Source organism: Allobosea sp. GW822-FHT05A11, assembly GCF_058800455.1.
The window spans coordinates 330,406-347,936 of the sequence record NZ_JBXAMI010000001.1 but is presented as its reverse complement, the minus strand read 5'-3'; the positions used below and the strand labels follow the sequence as shown (position 1 = coordinate 347,936).

General features: G+C 66.4%; 21 protein-coding genes, 1 tRNA gene and 1 pseudogene. 9 read left to right on the top strand and 14 right to left on the bottom strand.

The window, feature by feature from the left end; genetic code table 11:
- Window positions 1–18 precede the first annotated feature (18 nt).
- Window positions 19–267 (bottom strand): LysR substrate-binding domain-containing protein, encoded by a 249-nt coding sequence (locus AC1RLU_RS01710; protein WP_492793604.1) that lies wholly within the window; start codon window positions 265–267, stop codon window positions 19–21.
- 124 nt (window positions 268–391) lie between these two features.
- Here AC1RLU_RS01710 and AC1RLU_RS01705 point away from each other — a divergent pair, with 124 nt between their 5' ends.
- Window positions 392–1,210, top strand: a complete 819-nt coding sequence (locus AC1RLU_RS01705; protein WP_492793603.1) for an aspartate dehydrogenase — start codon at window positions 392–394, stop codon at window positions 1,208–1,210.
- 120 nt (window positions 1,211–1,330) lie between these two features.
- Here the strand turns inward: AC1RLU_RS01705 and AC1RLU_RS01700 are convergent, their stop codons facing one another.
- Window positions 1,331–2,236, bottom strand: coding sequence for a LysR family transcriptional regulator (locus AC1RLU_RS01700; protein WP_492793602.1), 906 nt, complete (start codon window positions 2,234–2,236; stop codon window positions 1,331–1,333).
- A gap of 88 nt (window positions 2,237–2,324) precedes the next feature.
- On the opposite strand from AC1RLU_RS01700, the gene AC1RLU_RS01695 reads away from it, so the two are divergent.
- Together AC1RLU_RS01695 and AC1RLU_RS01690 are read left to right on the top strand one after the other, a co-directional pair.
- The gene (locus AC1RLU_RS01695) at window positions 2,325–3,347 is read left to right on the top strand and encodes a bile acid:sodium symporter family protein (protein ID WP_492793601.1); all 1,023 of its coding nucleotides are present in this window, start codon (window positions 2,325–2,327) and stop codon (window positions 3,345–3,347) included.
- 148 nt (window positions 3,348–3,495) lie between these two features.
- Window positions 3,496–3,708 (top strand): DUF2934 domain-containing protein, encoded by a 213-nt coding sequence (locus AC1RLU_RS01690; RefSeq protein ID WP_061970116.1) that lies wholly within the window; start codon window positions 3,496–3,498, stop codon window positions 3,706–3,708.
- Between the two features lie 78 nt (window positions 3,709–3,786).
- Here AC1RLU_RS01690 and AC1RLU_RS01685 read toward each other — a convergent pair whose 3' ends face one another.
- The 3 genes from AC1RLU_RS01685 to AC1RLU_RS01675 form a co-directional block, all read right to left on the bottom strand.
- Window positions 3,787–4,068 (bottom strand): hypothetical protein, encoded by a 282-nt coding sequence (locus tag AC1RLU_RS01685; protein ID WP_061970117.1) that lies wholly within the window; start codon window positions 4,066–4,068, stop codon window positions 3,787–3,789.
- Between the two features lie 182 nt (window positions 4,069–4,250).
- Window positions 4,251–4,460, bottom strand: coding sequence for a hypothetical protein (locus AC1RLU_RS01680; RefSeq protein WP_061970118.1), 210 nt, complete (start codon window positions 4,458–4,460; stop codon window positions 4,251–4,253).
- Between the two features lie 204 nt (window positions 4,461–4,664).
- Window positions 4,665–4,754 (bottom strand) — tRNA-Ser (locus tag AC1RLU_RS01675).
- A 292-nt stretch (window positions 4,755–5,046) separates the two neighbouring features.
- Between AC1RLU_RS01675 and AC1RLU_RS01670 the strand changes: the two genes are divergently transcribed.
- From AC1RLU_RS01670 to AC1RLU_RS01660, 3 genes are all read left to right on the top strand, one after another.
- Window positions 5,047–5,736, top strand: coding sequence for a 50S ribosomal protein L21 (locus tag AC1RLU_RS01670; protein WP_113586677.1), 690 nt, complete (start codon window positions 5,047–5,049; stop codon window positions 5,734–5,736).
- 99 nt (window positions 5,737–5,835) lie between these two features.
- Window positions 5,836–6,102, top strand: coding sequence for a 50S ribosomal protein L27 (gene rpmA / locus AC1RLU_RS01665; RefSeq protein ID WP_061970119.1), 267 nt, complete (start codon window positions 5,836–5,838; stop codon window positions 6,100–6,102).
- A gap of 154 nt (window positions 6,103–6,256) precedes the next feature.
- Window positions 6,257–6,952 (top strand): GNAT family N-acetyltransferase, encoded by a 696-nt coding sequence (locus AC1RLU_RS01660; RefSeq protein ID WP_142113313.1) that lies wholly within the window; start codon window positions 6,257–6,259, stop codon window positions 6,950–6,952.
- 120 nt (window positions 6,953–7,072) lie between these two features.
- Here the strand turns inward: AC1RLU_RS01660 and denD (AC1RLU_RS01655) are convergent, their stop codons facing one another.
- The 8 genes and pseudogenes from denD (AC1RLU_RS01655) to AC1RLU_RS01620 all read right to left on the bottom strand — a co-directional run bounded on the left by denD (AC1RLU_RS01655) (window position 7,073) and on the right by AC1RLU_RS01620 (window position 14,359).
- The gene (gene denD, locus AC1RLU_RS01655; protein WP_061970120.1) at window positions 7,073–8,053 is read right to left on the bottom strand and encodes a D-erythronate dehydrogenase; all 981 of its coding nucleotides are present in this window, start codon (window positions 8,051–8,053) and stop codon (window positions 7,073–7,075) included.
- A gap of 34 nt (window positions 8,054–8,087) precedes the next feature.
- The gene (gene denD / locus AC1RLU_RS01650; protein ID WP_492793600.1) at window positions 8,088–9,074 is read right to left on the bottom strand and encodes a D-erythronate dehydrogenase; all 987 of its coding nucleotides are present in this window, start codon (window positions 9,072–9,074) and stop codon (window positions 8,088–8,090) included.
- A 94-nt stretch (window positions 9,075–9,168) separates the two neighbouring features.
- Window positions 9,169–9,915: an SDR family oxidoreductase gene (locus AC1RLU_RS01645; protein ID WP_061970123.1), complete on the bottom strand. Its 747-nt coding sequence runs from the start codon at window positions 9,913–9,915 to the stop codon at window positions 9,169–9,171.
- Between the two features lie 14 nt (window positions 9,916–9,929).
- A complete protein-coding gene (locus AC1RLU_RS01640) occupies window positions 9,930–10,295 on the bottom strand; it encodes a GNAT family N-acetyltransferase (protein ID WP_492794305.1) in 366 nt (121 codons plus the stop codon).
- A 105-nt stretch (window positions 10,296–10,400) separates the two neighbouring features.
- Window positions 10,401–11,063, bottom strand: a pseudogene (locus tag AC1RLU_RS01635) (GNAT family N-acetyltransferase); the annotation flags it as partial.
- A complete protein-coding gene (locus tag AC1RLU_RS01630) occupies window positions 11,060–11,386 on the bottom strand; it encodes an immunity protein CdiI family protein (protein WP_492793599.1) in 327 nt (108 codons plus the stop codon). The gene AC1RLU_RS01630 and the pseudogene AC1RLU_RS01635, both read right to left, overlap by 4 nt.
- Window positions 11,383–12,222: an isocitrate lyase/PEP mutase family protein gene (locus tag AC1RLU_RS01625; protein WP_492793598.1), complete on the bottom strand. Its 840-nt coding sequence runs from the start codon at window positions 12,220–12,222 to the stop codon at window positions 11,383–11,385. The genes AC1RLU_RS01630 and AC1RLU_RS01625 overlap by 4 nt, the downstream gene beginning before the upstream one ends.
- A gap of 316 nt (window positions 12,223–12,538) precedes the next feature.
- Complete coding sequence (locus AC1RLU_RS01620) at window positions 12,539–14,359, bottom strand: IlvD/Edd family dehydratase (protein WP_492793597.1); 1,821 nt, start codon at window positions 14,357–14,359, stop codon at window positions 12,539–12,541.
- Window positions 14,360–14,614: 255 nt separating this feature from the next.
- On the opposite strand from AC1RLU_RS01620, the gene AC1RLU_RS01615 reads away from it, so the two are divergent.
- Together AC1RLU_RS01615 and AC1RLU_RS01610 are read left to right on the top strand one after the other, a co-directional pair.
- On the top strand, window positions 14,615–15,799 hold the full coding sequence (locus AC1RLU_RS01615; RefSeq protein WP_492793596.1) for a pyridoxal phosphate-dependent aminotransferase: 1,185 nt from the start codon (window positions 14,615–14,617) through the stop codon (window positions 15,797–15,799).
- Window positions 15,800–15,801: 2 nt separating this feature from the next.
- Window positions 15,802–16,134 carry an NIPSNAP family protein gene (locus tag AC1RLU_RS01610; RefSeq protein WP_492793595.1) on the top strand — a complete coding sequence of 111 codons (333 nt, stop codon included), beginning with the start codon at window positions 15,802–15,804 and terminating at the stop codon, window positions 16,132–16,134.
- 9 nt (window positions 16,135–16,143) lie between these two features.
- Here the strand turns inward: AC1RLU_RS01610 and AC1RLU_RS01605 are convergent, their stop codons facing one another.
- Window positions 16,144–16,956 carry a DUF3108 domain-containing protein gene (locus AC1RLU_RS01605; RefSeq protein WP_492793594.1) on the bottom strand — a complete coding sequence of 271 codons (813 nt, stop codon included), beginning with the start codon at window positions 16,954–16,956 and terminating at the stop codon, window positions 16,144–16,146.
- Between the two features lie 287 nt (window positions 16,957–17,243).
- On the opposite strand from AC1RLU_RS01605, the gene rpmB reads away from it, so the two are divergent.
- Entirely contained in the window at window positions 17,244–17,531 is a 288-nt protein-coding gene (gene rpmB / locus AC1RLU_RS01600; protein ID WP_091856907.1) for a 50S ribosomal protein L28, read from the top strand.

Below are 17,531 nucleotides of genomic sequence, written 5' to 3'. Positions count from 1 at the left end.
GAGGCCGGCATGCGCCCCTCACCCGGTCTCGCTCGGCGCAAGCTGGCGTACAAAGCGGCGCAGCAGCCTCTCGAAAGCCGACAGTGCCGGCGAAGCCGCTCGCCCGCCCAGCCGAATCATCACGATGTCCCGTGAGATCGACGGCTCCGTCAGCGGTCGCACCAGTACCGAAGCCGGCGCCACCGCCCGCGCATAGGTCGGCAGCACAGCGATGCCGAGCCCGGTCAAAAGGCGGATGCCGCTGTCGCGGGTCAGTGTCACTGTCACCGGCGGCTCCGCCGCGCCCGCAGACGCCAGCGCCCTTGATCTGTGCGGGCCGCCATTTCAGCATGCTGGAAGGCCTGAACGGCGGCCCCCTGCTCGATCTCGCCTTGCAAACGGCGGAAGGCTCATGACGATGCAACCTCGCAAACCGCTCCGTCTCGCCCTGATCGGCTGGGGCGCCATCAACCGCCGTGTCGCGGAGTTGCTGGCGGAGCGAAGCAGCGGCGACATCACCATCGCCGCTGTCGCCGTCCGCAACCCCGCCGCAGCCGGCGACATCCCGGCCGGAGCGAAGCTTATCACGGAGCCGGATGAACTCGCCGGCCTGGATCTCGATCTCGTCGTCGAAGCCGCCGGGCGTGAGGCTGTCGGCATCTGGGGCCAGGCGGCGCTCGTGCACGCTCCGGCTTTCGCCGTCGCCTCGACCAGCGCCTTCTGCGACGACGCCCTGCTCGCTCGCTTGATCGCCGCCGCCGAAAGCCGCGGCAGCCAGCTCCTGATCCCGCCGGGCGCCCTCGCCGGCATCGACGGCATCGCCGCTGCCTCCCTGCTGCCGCTCGACGAGGTCATCCACCGCATCGTCAAGCCGCCGGCCGCCTGGCGCGGGACCTCGGCCGAAAGCCTGCTCGGGCTCGACGGGATCACCGAGGCGACCGCCTTCTTCTCCGGGACCGCCCGCGAGGCCGCCTCGCGCTTTCCGCAGAACGCCAATGTCGCTGTGATCTCGGCGCTCGCCGGCATCGGGCTCGACCGCACCCGCGTCGAGCTTGTCGCCGACCCTGCAGCAGGCGGCAACGGCCACCAGCTCAGCGCGCGCGGCGCCTTCGGCAAGCTCGACATCGCCATCGAGAACCGCCCGCTCGCCACGAACCCGAAATCCTCGGAGATGACGGCGCTGGGGCTGGTCCGGCTGATCGAGAACCGCATGCACACCTTGGTGCGCTGAACCTCCACCGTCATTCCGCGCGGCGTCAAGGACAACGGCTATGGCCGCTAGGGTGCCGCCGAAGGGCTGGCGCACTACATGACCGCCAAGACCCTCTCGCACAAAATGGCCATCTGACTCCTATCCGCGCCTGACGCGCCGCGACGCTTCCGGCAGGAGGCGCTCCGCGCTCGCCAGGATGCTGTCGGCAAGCGCCCGCGCCGCCGCCTGATGCGACTGCCCGCCGATCACGACGAATTCGATCGTCCCCAGCGGCGGCAGCGCGTCACGCGGCTCGACCTCGGCGAGCCCCTGCGGAATCAGGCGGGCCGAATGGGCGGTGATGCCGAGCCCCGCCACCGTCGCCGCGCGCAGGCCCGCGAGGCTGCCGCTGGTACAGGCGACGCGCCAGGCGCGGCCCGCTCGTTCCAGCGTCTCGATAGCATGAACGCGCGTGATGCTCGGCGGCGGATAGAGCACGAGCGGCACCACCGGCTGCTCGGCCAATCCCGTGCCCGGCCGGCCGGCCCAGACCAGCCGTTCCTGCCAGGCGACTTCGCCGCGCGCGTCGCCCTTGCGGCGCTTGGCGAAGATCAGGTCGAGATCGCCCGCGTCATATTGCTCGTAGAGCAATCCGCTCAAGCCCACCGTCAGCTCCAGGTCGACCGCGTGATGCTGCATGGCGAAGGCGGCGAGGATCTCCGGCAATGCCGTATAGGCGAAATCCTCGGAGACCCCGAGCCTGAGACGCCCGCGCAGGGTGGAGCCGGCGAGATGACGCTCGATCCGCTGTCCCGCCTCGAGCGCCTGCCGCGCGAAGGGCAGGATCGCATCCCCGTCCGGCGTCGGCCGCACCTCGTGGGTGTCGCGCGCGAGCAGGCGCCGCCCGAGCCGCTTTTCCAGCCGCGCGACATGCTGGCTGACGGAGGACTGGCGCAGGCCGAGCTGGCGCGCCGCTTCGGTGAAGCTCAACGTCTCGCAGACCTTCAGGAAGCTCTGCAGCAGGACGGGATCGAGCGGCTTCGGGTCGGGACTGATGTTCATCATGATTCATGATAGCCGATATCGCCGCCAGTCCAGATCAAAATGAACGTGAAAGAGTTTAGAAGGCGCCATCTCATCACAAGGACCGCAGATGCTCCGCCGCACCCTCGCCCGCTTCGGCATCGATCCTTATCTGATCGCCTTGATGGCCACTGTCGCGGTCGCGGCCGTGTTCCCCGCCCATGGCACTGGGGCCGAGATCGCCAATGACGCCGTGTCCGTTGCGGTCGCCCTCCTCTTCTTCCTCTATGGCGCAAGGCTGTCGCCGCTGGCGGTCTGGGAAGGCCTGCTGCACTGGCGCCTGCAATCGCTGGTCTTCGCCAGCACCTATCTGCTCTTCCCGCTGCTCGGCCTGCTGCTCACGCGCATCTTCGGCGGCTTCCTGCCGTCCGAACTGATCGCCGGCCTGATCTTCGTCTGCATCCTGCCCTCGACCGTGCAGTCCTCGATCGCCTTCACCTCGATCGCGCGCGGCAATGTCGCGGCGGCGCTGTGCAGTGCCTCGGTCTCCAACCTCTTCGGGATGGTGCTGACGCCGCTGCTCGTCGTCCTGCTGCTCGATTCGAAAGGCGGCGGCTTCAGCACGCGTGCCGTCGAGAGCATCGCCCTGCAATTGCTGCTGCCCTTCCTCATCGGGCAGTTGCTACGCCGCTGGATCGGCCCCTTCCTGCAGCGCCACAAGGCGCCGATCTCGCTGGTCGATCGCGGCTCGATCCTGCTCGTCGTCTACGCCGCCTTCAGCGAGGGCATGGTCGCCGGCATCTGGTCGCAGGTCACGCTCGCCGATCTCGGACTCGTCATCGTCATCGACGTCGTCCTGCTCGCCGCAGTGCTGGCGATCACGACCTTCGCCAGCCGCCGCCTCGGCTTCTCCAAGGAAGACGAGATCGCCATTGTCTTCTGCGGCTCGAAGAAGAGCATGGCGAGCGGCATCCCGATGGCGAACATCCTGTTCCCCGGCCAGGCGCTCGGCCTGATCGTGCTGCCGCTGATGCTGTTCCACCAGGCACAGCTCTTCGCCTGCGCGGTCCTGGCCCAGCGTTATGCCCGCCGTCCCGTTCAAGCAAAAACCGAAACGCCCGGCGAAGCGGATCTGGCGACCGCAAAGACCTGAACATCCCGCCCGCGCCGGGCTGGATCTTTCATCGCGCGCGGGAACAACCCGGCCGATCCGCGGTTGTTCCCCTGCACGGCAAGGCCGTCATCCTCTCCGAAACCAGAGTTCCCCGATGCGCATCGGGGAACGATCATGGAGGCGAGACATGAAGCAGGACGACAAGACCCAGCACGAGATCCGGAAGATCGCCTACGGGCTCTGGATTAAGGACGGACAGCCCGAGGGCCGCGACCGCGAGCATTGGGAAGCCGCCAAGGAGATTTGGGCCTTCCGCAGCCATAACCACGTTCTCGACGACACCGACGATTCCGGCGCGGGCACGGCGAAGAAACGTCGGCAGACATCCGACGCAGCCTGAGTAGCAGGCCCGCTCGTCATGAACGGGCTGAAAAGAGAATGAGCAGCGAGGCAGGCGCCGTCATCCGGCGCCTCGGCCTCAGGGGCAGATATACCCGCTTGCGTCGGGCTGGCAGCGTGCGCCCGTCGGCAACACCAGCGCCCCTCGCTCGCGCTTCACGTAATCGCCGTTCGGCAGAGTGAAGCCGCCGGTATGATCCGGCGAGACGCGTGTGCCGTCCGGCAGAACCAGCTGCCCGCCGTCGCGGACGATGCGCTTGGCGGAAGGAGCCGCAGTCTGCTGGACAGGCTGGGGCCGAGAGGAGACACAACCGGCGGCCAGAACGGCAACCAGGCTGGCGGCAATCGAGATCCTGATCATGTGTCCATCTTTGCCGCGCCTGAGGGCAGCGTGCAACCCTGCTTGCGAATTTGCGGCGAACCAACAGTTCAGGCTGCACGCGGGATCGGCAGCGGTTCTAAGGGAGGCCGAAGACGTCTGCCGATTCGTTGCCGGCTACAGCAACGGATCGACACTTCACATCCGAAAGGCCGCCCGTCGATCTAGCCGGCTTCGCCTGTGCGCTCTTGCGAAACCGTTGCCGACTGCCGTTCGGCGGTACGATCGAGGCATTCCGCCATCTGGGCGGTACCCCAGCCGAATTTCGAGCACTCCGCCGTGCCCACGGTGTAATCCCGCGTCGGATGCTGGGATTGAGGCGTGCTGTTGCAGCCGGTGAGAGCCAGGGTGATAATGGCAAGCGCCAATCGCATCGGGGGCCTCCTTGCTGTGTGAGCCGCGATTAAGGCGCAACCTGGCCGGTCAGTTCAACCCCGTTCCCTGCCGGTAGCCGTTTCCAGCGAGCCGCAAGCCCGCCTCGCACACCGACACTGCGGATCGCGTAGGGACGGAGAACGGGAGCTTTACGCCGCCGCGTGGCGCTTCTCGTTCCAGATCGGCGCAGTGAATTGAGAGGATGGCGGACAGGGAGGGATTTGAACCCCCGATACCCTTGCAGGTATGCCGCATTTCGAGTGCGGTGCATTCAACCACTCTGCCACCTGTCCGCGGTCGCCTTCGGTCGAAGCGAGGCGGTTACTACACAAGCCGCGTCCGGGGAGCAAGCCTCCTGCGCAGGAGAAATCCACTCTTCCCCGCCGCTTTCGCTTGACCTGCTCTGGCCTTGCGACTATCGAGCACCGTCCGGCGCGGGGAAACTCGCGCCCGATCTCTTTTGGCATGTGCGCTGCGTCGCATGTCGCAAGAGCAAGCCAGACCACGCAATCGACTGCCAAAAAGCCGTCCCACGGGCCTCCATCCGGAAGCCGCGACAGGACGGGGCCGAACATGGAGGACAAAATGTTCGCAGTCATCAAGACCGGCGGGAAGCAGTTCCGCGTCGCCGCCAACGACAAGATCACCGCCGCCAAGATCGAAGGCAACCCGGGCGACACCGTCGCTTTCGGCTCCGTGCTGATGCTCACCGAGGGTGAGAAGACCACGCTCGACGCCAAGGCCCTCTCCGACATCACCGTCGTCGGTGAAATCGTCGAGCAGGCTCGTGGCGAGAAGGTCATCGCCTTCAAGAAGCGCCGCCGCCAGAATTCGAAGCGCAAGCGCGGCTTCCGCGCCGAGCTGACCGTCATCCGCATCACCGACATCCTCACCGGCGGCAAGAAGCCGGAGATGAAGAAGGGCGATGCCTCCGCTGTGGCGCTGAAGGCCGCTTCGACCGCGACCAAGGGCAAGGCCGCTCCGAAGGCCGCCAAGGCTGCTGCGGCCACTGAGGCCCTCGACGCCTCGAACCTCTCGCTGATCTCGGGCGTCGGCCCGACCATCGAGAAGAAGCTGCGCGCCGCCGGCATCACCTCCTGGAACGACATCGCCGCCTGGACCGAGGCCGACATCGCCAAGTGGGACGAGGAGCTCAAGCTGCGTGGCCGCGCCACCCGCGAGGAGTGGGTCGAGCAGGCCAAGGAGCTGCTCGCCGGCAAGCCGCCGCGCGCCAAGGCCGACCAGGCCGAACTGGCTTCGGGCGAGGACTACTGACGGCATCCGTCAGCGCAGATTGATCGTCGGACCCGGACCGGCTGGCTTTCGCCGCCGATTCGGGTTACAGAGACAGCACAAGTTTTGAGGTAGGGCGTTATGGCTCATAAAAAGGCAGGCGGTTCGTCCCGCAACGGTCGCGACTCCGAAGGCAGGCGCCTCGGCGTCAAGAAGTTCGGCGACCAGGCCGTGATTCCGGGCAACATCATTATCCGTCAGCGCGGCACCAAGTGGCATGCCGGCGCCAATGTCGGCATGGGCAAAGACCATACCCTCTTTGCGACGGCGAATGGCCGAGTCCGATTCACGACGAAACTCGGCCGAGCTTTCGTGAACGTAGTTCCGGCCCAAGAGGCCGCAGAGTAAAAGGCGGATAGGGAATTCTCTCGATCCGCCGGTTCCATCGAACCGAACGGATCAAGGGTTAAAAGACCCAATACGGGTCTCCCGAAGGTCAGCGAAGGGGAGATGGGACCAAAGTCCCAGCTCCCTTTTTCGTTTGCGCCGACGGAGAGACGATATGTTCCCCGAACTGACCCGCGACGATGTCTTCCGGCTCGAGACCCGGCGTCTCTGGCTGCGTTGGCCCCGCATGGCCGATGCCAATGCCATCCTGCGCCTTGCCGGTGAAAAGGCGGTGGCCGAGATGACGGCATCGATCCCCCATCCCTACCCGCCCCAGGCGGTGGAGCCCTTCATCTTCGCGATGCGCAAGGGCAACGCGCTGGGCGAGCATCTCGCGCTGGCCATCACCCCGCGGTCGAAGCCCAACGAGTTGATCGGCATGATTAGCGCGCACAGGCAGGCGACGGGCGTGCCCTTCATCGGCTACTGGCTCGGCACCCCGCACTGGGGCAAGGGCTGCGCGACCGAGGCCGTGCAGGGCCTGATCGACAGCCTGTTCTCGCTGATCGACCTGCCCGCGATCGAGGCCGATACCCGCGTCATCAACCCGGCCTCGCGGCGGGTGCTGGAGAAGTCCGGCTTCCGGTCGGAGGGCTCGTTCCTGAAGTCGCTGCCGGCGCGCGGCGGGCTGTTCCCCTGCGAGCAGTTCCGGCTCGACCGCTCGACCTGGGCGGCGCTCAAGAGCTGGAGCGCCAGCGGCTGGGCTCATGCGCCTGAACTGGAACCGGAGCAGGAGCCGGCGCGCGGTGCGCCCGCGCTCGGCATACCGCCGCGGCGCCAGCAGGAACAGGCCGAGCCCTGCCCGGCCTGAAGACCTGCAACCGTCATGCTCGCCCTTGTGGCGAGCATCCACGTCTTGAACACGGACCTTGACCAAAGAAGGCGTGGATGGTCGGGACAAGCCCGACCATGACGGAAGTGCAGTTTCGTCTTACTTCACGAAGGTCCCGTGCAGCTCGTCGTCGATATGCACGCGGATGATCTCCTCGAAATTCGCCTCCGACCTGAAGCCGAGCGCCAGAGCGCGCTGCGGATCGAAATTGCGCGGCCAGCCGGCGACGATCCCGTCGATCACCGGGTCCGTCACGCGCTTGATGCGCTTGACCACGTTCTCGCCGGCGACCTTGCGCAGCGTCTCGATCTGCTCGGCGACCGTGCAGGAATAACCCGGCATCGTCAGGGCGCGGCGCGGGCCGATCGCGGCCGTGTCCATCGTCGCCGCATGGATCAGGAAGCCGACCGCCGAGCGCGGCGAGGCATGCCAATGGCGGACCTGATCGGAGACCGGCAGCACCGCCTCCTCGCCGTTCAGCGGCTCGCGGATGATGTTGGAGAAGAAGCCCGAAGCCGCCTTGTTCGGCTTGCCCGGCCGCACGCAGATCGTCGGCAGGCGGATGCCCACGCCGTCGAAGAAGCCGCGCCGCGAATAGTCGCAGAGCAGGAGCTCGCCGATCGCCTTCTGCGTGCCGTAGCTGGTCAATGGCGTGGTGAAGAACTCGTCCTCGATCTTGTCGTGGAAGGGGGCACCGAACACGGCGACCGAGGAGGTGAAGACCAGGCGCGGGGTATAGCCCTCGGCATGGCGGATCGCCTCGAAGAGATAGCGCGTGCCATCGAGATTGATCCGGTAGCCCTTGTCGAAATCGGCCTCCGCCTCGCCCGAGACCACTGCTGCGAGATGGATGATGACCTCCGGCCGCGTCGCGATCAGCTTCTCGGATTCGCCGTGAATCGAGAGATCGGAGACCACCGCCTCGAAATCGAAGGGCGCGGCCGGCGGCGGCGAGGCGACGACGACGTCCTGCGCCGTCACGCGGGTCACCGGCTTGCCGCCGAGCTGGCCGTCGCGCGCCAGCCGCTCGATGAACTTGCGCCCGACCATGCCGGCGCCGCCGAGAACGAGAATATGCATCGGATCTGTCCTGAAGGTTTGCTCTGAGGTTTCGTCAGTTCGGGAGATGGCCGCCGAGATCGTCGGCGATATGGACGCGGATGATCTCGTCGAAATCGCGCTCGGCGGTGAAGCCCAAAGCCAGCGCGCGCTTCGCGTCGAAGCGTGTCGGCCAGCCCGCGACAATCGCCGCCGAGGCCGGATCGGGCGCGCGCTTGATCAGCTTCACCGCCTTGTCGCCGGCAATGCGGCGGAGCGCCTCGATCTGCTCGCCGACCGTGACACAGACGCCGGGCATGGTCAGGTTGACCCGCGGGCCGAGCTCATTGCGCGAGAGGCCGGCGGCATGGATCAGGAAACCGACGGCGGAACGCGGACTCGCATGGGTGAACAGCACCTCGTCGCTGACCGGCAGCAACGCCTCCTGCCCCTGCAGCGGCTCGCGGATGATGCCGGAGAAGAAGCCGCCGGCCGAGGCATTGGGCTTGCCCGGCCTGACCACGATCGAGGGGAAGCGGATGCCGACGCCCTCGACGAAGCCGCGCCGGGAATAGTCGGCCAGCAGCAACTCGCCGATCGCCTTCTGCGTGCCGTAGCTGGTCAGCGGCGTGACGTGGAATTCGTCGGAGATCGACGCCGGGAACGGCGCCCCGAAAATGCCGCTCGAGCTGGTGAAGACGAGCTTGGGCGCATAGGCAGCGCCGCCCTCATGCCGGATCGCCTCCAGCAGGTTGTGCATGCCGTCGAGATTGACGCGGTAGCCCTTGTCGAAATCGCGCTCGGCCTCGCCGGAGATGATCGCGGCCAGGTGGAAGATCAGGTCCGGCCGCAGCGCCGCCAATTCCCTGGCGACAGCGGCATCGCCGGCATCCTCGACGCGGATCGTCGCGCGATCGGCAAGCTCGGCCGGCAGCGCGGGCGCCACCACATCGGTCAGCGTCAGCCTGTCGATCGCCTGGCCGGCGCACTGGCCCTCGCGCGCCAGACGCTCCGCCAGCCTGCGGCCGACCATGCCGGCCGCACCCGTGATCAGGACATGCATGACGTCTCCCTATCCGGTTCGCATCTCGGGCTGCTCTTAGCGGCAACCCGTCAGGGGAACGGAGGGCGACGGCCGCCCTCCGTCCGAAAGCGCTTCAGAGGGCGAAGCCGCCATCCGCCAGATGGATCTGGCCGGTGGTGTAGCTCGACTCGTCCGCCGCGAGGTAGACGGCGAGCGCAGCAATCTCCTCGGCCGTGCCGAGCCGGCCCATCGGCTGGCGATCGATGAAGGCCTGCCGGGCGGCGGCCTCGGTCGTCTTCGTCGCCTGGGCGAGATCCTTGATGCGCTGGTCGAGCGAGGGCGACTGGATCGTGCCGGGGCAGATCGCGTTCGCGCGCACGCCCTTCTTGATGTAGTCGGCCGCGACCGCCTTGGTCAGGCCGATCACCGCCGCCTTGGTCGCGCCATAGGCATAGCGGTTCGGGATGCCGCGCACCGAGCCGGCGCCGGACGCGATATTGACGATGGAGCCGGAGCCCTTGGCCAGCATGCCCGGCAGGAAAGCCTGGATCGTGCGGTGCATCGACTTGACGTTGAGGTCGAAGGAGAAGTCCCAGGCCTTGTCGTCGGTGTCGAGAACCGTGCCGTGATGGACGAAGCCGGCGGCGTTGACGAGGATGTCGACGGGGCCAACCTTCTCGGCGAAGGCATTGACCGCCTTGGACGAAAGCACGTCGAGCTTGCGCTTCTTCGCCTTCGGAATGCCCTCCAGCAGGGCGACGTCCTTGTCGGTCGCCCAGACGGTGGCGCCTTCCGCGACGAAAGCCTCGGCGATGGCCCGGCCAATCCCCTGCCCCGCGGCGGTGACGACCGCGACCTTGCCCTTCAAACGTCCTGCCATACCCGTGTCCTCTTTCAACCGGCTTTTGCAAAGGTCTTGCGCATATGGGTCAGCCGCCGGTCGGCCATGTCCTCATGATGCGTGATGGAAAAGCCCAGCCGCTCGTACCAGCCGATGCGCTGGGTCAGCTTGGCATGGGTGTAGAGATGGACCGAAGCATAGCCGAGCGCCTGCGCCCGCTCGTCGGCGAAGCTCATCAGCGCGGCGCCCAGCTTGCGGCCCGCCGCTTCCGGCGCGACGGCCACGCTCCAGATCGTGAAATCCTCCGGCTCGATGTCGAGCACCAGCGCGGCTTCGAGCTTGCCGGCATCCTCCGCGAGCCAGACCTCGTGCTCGGCGACGACCTGCGCATAATCGGCGATGCGGGGCAGCGAGGGCACGCCGATGATGCTCTCGTTCGGCGTATAGGCAGCGTTCTTGAGCGCAAGGATCGCCGGGATATCCGCGAGCCCGGCCCGGCGCAGCGCGACAGTTCCCGCATGGCCTCCGATCTGGTTGAAGGCACCGAGCGAGAGCTTCTGCTGGCCCTGCGCATCGAAATTCGACGGCGCCAGCCAGCGGCGAAAGGCCTGGGCGCGCACCGGCCATTCGCCGTCCAGGATCGAGAACCAGGCGGTGTCGCGATTGGCGCCCTTCACCACCATATGCTGGCGGAACAGCCCCTCATACTGGAAGCCGAAGCGCAGGGCGGCTCGCTTGGAGGGTTCGTTCAGGTTGTTGCACTTCCACTCGTAGCGGCGATAGCCGAGCGAGAAGCCGTAATCGCCGACGAGATAGATCGCCTCGGTCGCCGCCCGCGTCCGCTGCAAGGCCGGGGAATAGGTGATCGAGCCGACCTCGAACACGCCATGCTCGGGCCGGATCTCCATGATCCAGAGATGACCCTTGGCCTTGCCGTCGGCCTTGTCGATCACGGCGAGCGGCACGATGCCGGCTTTCGTCACCATCGAGTCGAGCAGCGCGCGGTAGGCGTCCTTATCCTTCGGCGGCGGGACCGAGAGCCAGTCCCAGACGCTGTCGCGCCCGACATCGGCGGCCCAGATGTCGTCGATATGCTTGGCGACATCGAGCGGTTCGAGCCGGCAATACTGGCCTTCCAGAACCTTGGCCGGCGGGAACGGGGGGGCCGTCCAATGAAGCGTCGTCATGATGCTTCCTTCCCCTTCCAGCCGGCGAGGTCGAGCCGGATCTCCCAGCCCGCTCCGAGTTCTCCCGCAATGGCATGGACGAGCGCTGCGCCTTCCGCTTCCCAGGCCAGCCGCTCGACCGCGTCGCTGAAATCGGAAGCCGCCGGTTCATCCTCGTCATAGATCGCGTCGAAGGCATCCATCCAGGCTTCGAGCCGGTCCGCAACCGCCTCGGAGAGCCCGACATCCTCGGCGTCGACCGCTCGACGCTTGCCCTTGGCGTCGATCTGCCAGAGGCCGCTGAGGCCGAGCCATTCCGGCGCGATCAGCAGCGTGCCGCTCATGAGCGCTCCGCGAGGTCTTTGGTGAAGAACGGATTCAGGGGCGCCGAGGCGCCGTTGCCGGCGAAGCCCTTGAAGCTGCCCTCCTCCGCGATCAGCCGCGTCGCCTCGATGAAGGCGGCCCAGGCCGCTCGCGCCAGCGCCCCGCCGATCGAGATGCGCCGCGTACCGGTCGCCGCGATTTCAGACACGGAAAGCCCGAAATCGCCGTAGATCAGCGTGTTCACGGGCTTGCCGCCGGCCGCAGCGACGATGGCTCCGATATCGGCCGTGGTCTTCGGGCCGGGCGCATAGAGCACATCGGCACCCGCCGCGGCATAGGCTTCGATCCGCCGCACCGATTCCTTCAGCGGCTCGGCATGGCCGGTCAGGAAGCACTCGGCCCGCGCCGTCAGAACGACCCCCGAGCCGGTCTCGTCGATCGCCTTGCGCGCCGCCTTGATCCGCTCGACCGCGAGTTCGAACGGGTAGAGCGGCTCGTCCTGGCGCCCGGTCGCATCCTCGATCGACAAGCCCGCGACGCCGGTCGCGACGCAGAGCTTGACGTTGGCGGCGACGCCATCGGGCGTATCGGCATAGCCGTTCTCGAAATCGGCATTGACCGGCAGGTCGGGCACCGCCTTCACGATCTCGGCGATGTGGGCCAGCATCATGTCGCGCGGCACGTCCTGGTCGGCTCGCCCCTGCGTGAAGGCATAGCCGGCGCTCGTCGTCGCCAGCGCCTTGAAGCCCTGCCCGCGCAGCCAGCGGGCCGAGCCGAGATCCCAGGGATTGGGCATCACGAAGCAGCCGGCCTCGTGGAGCTTGCGGAAGGCTTCGACCTGCGGGCTCTGTGCCATGGTTTAAATCGTTTCAAATGGAAGCGGAACGAACGACTGCCATAGTGTCGAGGGTCGTATCGTTTGTCAGCCCCGAAGGCTGCGCGTCGCGCAGCGAACGCCGATGCGCGGGCGGAATGGCGTGGGTGGCGACGGCAACGGGAAAGCGCCAGTGCCGCGTGTCATCCCGCACGCGCCGCGGCGCGAAGTGCCGCTGCGCAGATGCGGGATCGTCCGAAGCAAAGGCGCATTTATCGGGCGACGGTCCCGTGTCTGCGCCGCGGCATTACATGCCGCAGCGCGCACGGGAAGACACTCTTTCAAACGCGGCACCCGCTCAGTGGTTGTCGCGCGGAATGCCGAACTTCTTGTGGATCTTCTGGTACTTGACCGCCGGCTTGAGAACCATGCCCTCGGAGAGCTCGTCGACGATCTTGCGCTGGATCTCCTGCCAGGGCGTCTGGCTCTTCGGATACTTGTAGCCGCCCGACGCCTTGAACGCCGCCTTGCGCTCGGCCAGCTCCGCATCCGAGATCAGGATGTTGGCGGTGCGCTTCTTCAGGTCGATACGGACCTTGTCGCCCATCTTGAGCAGCGCGAGCCCGCCGCCGGTCGCCGCTTCCGGCGAGGCGTTGAGGATCGAGGGCGAACCCGAAGTTCCGGACTGACGGCCGTCGCCGACGCAGGCAAGCGCCGTGATGCCCTTCTTGATCAGGTAATCCGGCGGCCGCATGTTCACGACCTCGGCTGCACCGGGATACCCGATCGGACCGACGCCGCGGATGAACAGGATGCAGTGCTCGTCGATGGCGAGCGCCGGATCGTCGATGCGGTGGTGATAGTCCTCCGGCCCGTCGAAGACGATGGCGCGGCCCTCGAAGGCCATCGGGTCCTTCGGGTTCTCCAGATAGCGCTTGCGGAATTCCGGCGTGATCACGCTGGTCTTCATGATCGCGGAATCGAACAGGTTGCCGGAGAGGTTGAGGAAGCCCGACTGGGCCTTCATCGGCTGGTCGTAGCTCTTGATCACCTCGCGGGCGATCGAGAAGGCGCCCTTGCAGTTCTCTTCGAGCGTCCGCCCGTTGGCGGTGATGGCGGGCTTGAGCTTGCCCTTCTCGATCAGCTCCGCGATCACGGCAGGCAGGCCGCCGGCGCGATAGTAGTCCTCGCCGAGATACTCGCCGGCCGGCTGCAGGTTCACCAGCAGCGGGATGTCGTAGCCGACCTTGGTCCAGTCCTCGTTGTCGAGCTTGACGCCGATATGCTTGGCGATGGCGTTGACATGGACGGGCGCATTGGTCGAGCCGCCGATCGCCGAGTTGATGACGATGGTGTTCTCGAACGCCTCGCGCGTCAGGATCTTCGAGGGGATCAGGTTCTCCCAGACCATTTCGACGATGCGCTTGCCGGTGAGATAGGCCATCTCGTAGCGGTCGCGATAAGGCGCGGGGATCGCGGCGGCGCCGGGCAGCGTCATGCCCATGGCCTCGGCCAGCGAGTTCATCGTCGAGGCCGTACCCATCGTGTTGCAGTGGCCGGCCGACGGTGCCGACGAGGCGACGAGGTCGACGAAGCCCTTATAGTCGATCTCGCCGGCCGCCATCATCTGGCGCGCCTTCCAGACGATCGTGCCCGAGCCGGTGCGCTCGCCGCGGAAGGAGCCGTTCAGCATCGGCCCACCCGGCAGCGCGATCGCCGGGATATCGACCGTCGCAGCCGCCATGATCTGGGCCGGCGTGGTCTTGTCGCAGCCCGTCGTCAGCACGACGCCGTCGAGCGGATAGCCGTAGAGGATCTCGACCAGCGAGAGATATTGCAGGTTGCGGTCGAGCGCCGCGGTCGGCCGCTTGCAGGTTTCCTGGATCGGATGGATCGGGAACTCGAAGGGCACGCCGCCCATCTCGCGGATGCCGTCGCGGACGCGCGAGGCGAGTTCGATATGATGCCGGTTGCAGGGCGCGATGTCCGAGCCGGTCTGGGCGATGCCGATGATCGGCCGGCCCGATTGCAGCTCCTCGCGCGACAGGCCGAAATTCATGGTGCGCTCGATATAGAGCGCGGTCATATCGGCGTTGTCGGGATTGTCGAACCACGCCTTCGAGCGCAATTGCTCGGGCTTGATGCGCCGAACGGACTTCTTGCCGGGTGCCTTGGCCATCCTCGTTTCCTCTCGTTCGGCGCGGCGCTGGCGGCCGCTTGCCGATCTCACATTCAAACGATTTGAGACTAGCCATCATGCCCATCGCCTGCGGCTCGGCAAGGCCCAATCTGGCGGATAGTCATACTATTTAATCATGCTGTATGCAGCATGCAACAATCCCGGAATGCGCCGCCCGCGCTTGCCAGCCGCGCCGGTTTGGCGCCAAGACAGGCGCAGCCGGCTTCATGCCAACGCTGTCCGAGGAAACGCGCCATGACCCTTCACGTCGTCCCCTCCTTCGCCCGCATCGGCGAGGAAAACGCCTTCGCCGTGCTGGCCCGCGCCACCGAATTGCAGCGCCAGGGCAAGGACATCATCAATCTCGGCATCGGCCAGCCCGACTTCTCGACGCCTGACCATATCGTCGAGGCGGCGGTGAAGGCGCTGCGCGACGGCCATCACGGCTACACCCCCGCCAACGGCATCCTGCCCCTGCGCGAAGCGGTCGCCGCCGACCTGCACAAGCGCTTCGCGGTCGAGGTCTCGCCCGAGAGCGTGATGATCGTGCCCGGCGGCAAGGTCACCATGTTCATGGCGATCCTGATGTTCGGCGAGCCCGGCGCCGAGATCCTCTATCCGGACCCCGGGTTCCCGATCTATCGCTCGATGATCGAGTATACCGGCGCGACGCCGATCCCGGTGCCGATCCGCGAGGAGAACGGCTTCGCCTTCTCCGCCGAGGAGACGCTGGCGCTGATCACGCCGAAGACCCGGCTGCTGATCATCAACTCGCCGGCCAACCCGACCGGCGGCGTCACGCCCAAGGCCGAGATCGACAAGCTCGTCGCCGGCTTGGCGGCGTTTCCCGATGTCGCGATCATGTCCGACGAGATCTACGACCAGATGGTCTATGACGGCGAGAAGCATGTCTGCCTTCTCAGCTATCCGGAAATCCGCGACCGGCTGATCCTGCTCAATGGCTGGTCCAAGACCTATGCGATGACCGGCTGGCGCCTCGGCTATTCGGTCTGGCCGAAGCCCCTGCTCGACAATGCCCGCAAGCTCGCTGTGAACTCGCATTCCTGCGTCAACGCCCCCGCGCAATGGGCCGGCCTCGCCGCGCTGACCGGCCCGCAGGACGCGGTCCACATGATGCTCAAGGAATTCGACCGGCGCCGGAAGGCGGTGGTCAAGGGCCTGAACGGCCTGCCCGGCGTCTCCTGCATCGAGCCCAGGGGCGCGTTCTACGCCTTCCCGAACGTCTCGCAGACCGGCTGGAAGGCCAAGAAACTGGCTTCGGCCCTGCTGGAGGAGACCGGCGTCGCCACCATCGGCGGCCCCGATTTCGGCGTCCACGGCGAGGGCTATATCCGCCTGTCCTATGCCAACTCGCTGGAGAACATCGAGAAGGCGCTGGAGCGGATGAAGACCTTCCTCAGCACGGCGAAGGCCGCCTGACCATGGTCACCTGCTACCTGCGCTACGTCATCGATCCCCATAAGCTCGAAGCCTTCGAGGTCTATGGTAAGCTCTGGATCCGGCTGGTCGAAAAGTTCGGCGGCAAGCACCACGGCTATTTCATGCCGTCGGAAGGCGTGTCGAACGTCGCGCTCGCGATGTTCAGCTTTCCCTCGCTCGCTGCTTATGAGGACTACCGCAAGCGCTCCTTCGCCGATCCCGAATGCCAGGCAGCCTTCGCGATGAACGAGAAGGAGCGTTTCATCATCAGTTATGAGCGCTCGTTCTTCCGGCCGGTCTTCGAGGACGATCAGGGCGTCAAGCGCGCGCCCTGAGGCCCGGCCTCAATTCCGCGCAGCGCTGGCGGTCACGCCGGGATCGACCTTGAATCTGGAAGCCTCGATCACGGCCGTGCCGATCATCGTCTTCACGGAGATGCGCACCGGCACCATCACATCGGTGCCGGCGATCGGCGCGAGCCAGGCCGAGATGTCCCGGTTCTCGGCCATGAACTTGGTACTGGGCCTGAGCGCGCGGTGGCCGGCGATCGGGACGAAGCGCGCCTGGCAGATCGAGACCGGGCCGCTATAGCCTTCGAGCTTGACGTTACGGGTGCCGGCGCTCGAGAGCTTGATGTCGTAGCGCGCCGCGCCGTCGAAGATCGGCAGCGTGCGATTGCAGGCGGCGTCCTTGCCCTTGCCGGTGACCGGCATCAGGAAGGCGCTGAGGGGATCGACGATATTGCGCTTGTGGCTCTCGTTGAGCGGCACGCGATCGGGCTTCTCGTCGATCGGCGGCTCGATATCGATGCCGGCGACGGTGCCCTCGGCAAGCGCCATGCGGACGGTCCGGCTCTCGCTGGAATTGGCGGAGCTCACAGCGAAAGTCTTCGGCGCAAGCCTGCCGCCGACGAGGGCGCCTGTCGCCGCGCCCGAGCCGCGCCCGCCCGTGACGCCACCGGCGATTCCCGTCAGCTTGGCAGTGATGTCGAGCTTGTAGCCGGAATTGTCGATGCCGCCGCTGAGGCTCGCCGTACCCAGGGTGATTCCCAGGAGCGAAACGTCGTAGCGCGCGTCGAGCGAGGCTGCATCGGCGCTCGCGCCCAGACAGGCGGCGAGGGCGAGGCCTGCAAGGGACGATGCGGCGGCGGACTTCATCCACTGTCTCCGGAACGGCGCGATCCTGTGCGGAATGCACTCTGAATCGGCCCGAATCGTGGCCGGCTTCCCCTTGTGGCGAAGCAACGACCGATTGAAGCATCGGACCCCGATCTTTACACCCCGTTAACGCTGAAGGCCATGTGAACGGCGAACGGAGTTTTCCTTGACGCAAGCCGCGCCCTTGGCTATGGAACCGCGACTTCAATTTGACTTCCGGTGCTCGCCGGCACGTCACGTGTCGGTTTTTTTGTTTGAGCGCCCCCGGGAACGTAAGGAACGATATCATGGCCCGCCGTTGCGAACTGACCGGGAAAGCCACCCAGACCGGCCATCTCGTGAGCCACTCGAACCGCAAGACGAAGACCGTCTTCCGTCCGAACCTCGTGAACGTCACCCTGCAGTCGGACGCGCTCGGCCGTTCGGTGCGCCTGCGCATTTCGGCCAACGCCCTGCGTTCGGTCGAGCATCGCGGCGGTCTCGATGCCTTCCTGCTCAAGGCTGCGGCCGGCGACCTCTCGGTCGGCGCACTGACCCTGAAGCGCGACCTCGAGAAGAAGCTCACCGCCAACTGA

Excerpts from the sequence above, each read along its gene's own strand:
- denD (WP_061970120.1), bottom strand. The coding sequence starts at position 8,053 with ATGCATATTCTCGTTCTCGGCGGCGCCGGCATGGTCGGGCGCAAGTTC.
- AC1RLU_RS01660 (WP_142113313.1), top strand. The coding sequence starts at position 6,257 with ATGTTCCCCGAACTGACCCGCGACGATGTCTTCCGGCTCGAGACCCGG.
- AC1RLU_RS01685 (WP_061970117.1), bottom strand. The coding sequence starts at position 4,068 with ATGATCAGGATCTCGATTGCCGCCAGCCTGGTTGCCGTTCTGGCCGCC.
- rpmA (WP_061970119.1), top strand. The coding sequence starts at position 5,836 with ATGGCTCATAAAAAGGCAGGCGGTTCGTCCCGCAACGGTCGCGACTCC.
- AC1RLU_RS01700 (WP_492793602.1), bottom strand. The coding sequence starts at position 2,236 with ATGATGAACATCAGTCCCGACCCGAAGCCGCTCGATCCCGTCCTGCTG.
- rpmB (WP_091856907.1), top strand. The coding sequence starts at position 17,244 with ATGGCCCGCCGTTGCGAACTGACCGGGAAAGCCACCCAGACCGGCCAT.
- denD (WP_492793600.1), bottom strand. The coding sequence starts at position 9,074 with ATGCATGTCCTGATCACGGGTGCGGCCGGCATGGTCGGCCGCAGGCTG.
- AC1RLU_RS01605 (WP_492793594.1), bottom strand. The coding sequence starts at position 16,956 with ATGAAGTCCGCCGCCGCATCGTCCCTTGCAGGCCTCGCCCTCGCCGCC.
- AC1RLU_RS01680 (WP_061970118.1), bottom strand. The coding sequence starts at position 4,460 with ATGCGATTGGCGCTTGCCATTATCACCCTGGCTCTCACCGGCTGCAAC.
- AC1RLU_RS01610 (WP_492793595.1), top strand. The coding sequence starts at position 15,802 with ATGGTCACCTGCTACCTGCGCTACGTCATCGATCCCCATAAGCTCGAA.
- AC1RLU_RS01620 (WP_492793597.1), bottom strand. The coding sequence starts at position 14,359 with ATGGCCAAGGCACCCGGCAAGAAGTCCGTTCGGCGCATCAAGCCCGAG.
- AC1RLU_RS01645 (WP_061970123.1), bottom strand. The coding sequence starts at position 9,915 with ATGGCAGGACGTTTGAAGGGCAAGGTCGCGGTCGTCACCGCCGCGGGG.
- AC1RLU_RS01630 (WP_492793599.1), bottom strand. The coding sequence starts at position 11,386 with ATGAGCGGCACGCTGCTGATCGCGCCGGAATGGCTCGGCCTCAGCGGC.
- AC1RLU_RS01695 (WP_492793601.1), top strand. The coding sequence starts at position 2,325 with ATGCTCCGCCGCACCCTCGCCCGCTTCGGCATCGATCCTTATCTGATC.
- AC1RLU_RS01625 (WP_492793598.1), bottom strand. The coding sequence starts at position 12,222 with ATGGCACAGAGCCCGCAGGTCGAAGCCTTCCGCAAGCTCCACGAGGCC.
- AC1RLU_RS01615 (WP_492793596.1), top strand. The coding sequence starts at position 14,615 with ATGACCCTTCACGTCGTCCCCTCCTTCGCCCGCATCGGCGAGGAAAAC.
- AC1RLU_RS01670 (WP_113586677.1), top strand. The coding sequence starts at position 5,047 with ATGTTCGCAGTCATCAAGACCGGCGGGAAGCAGTTCCGCGTCGCCGCC.
- AC1RLU_RS01690 (WP_061970116.1), top strand. The coding sequence starts at position 3,496 with ATGAAGCAGGACGACAAGACCCAGCACGAGATCCGGAAGATCGCCTAC.
- AC1RLU_RS01705 (WP_492793603.1), top strand. The coding sequence starts at position 392 with ATGACGATGCAACCTCGCAAACCGCTCCGTCTCGCCCTGATCGGCTGG.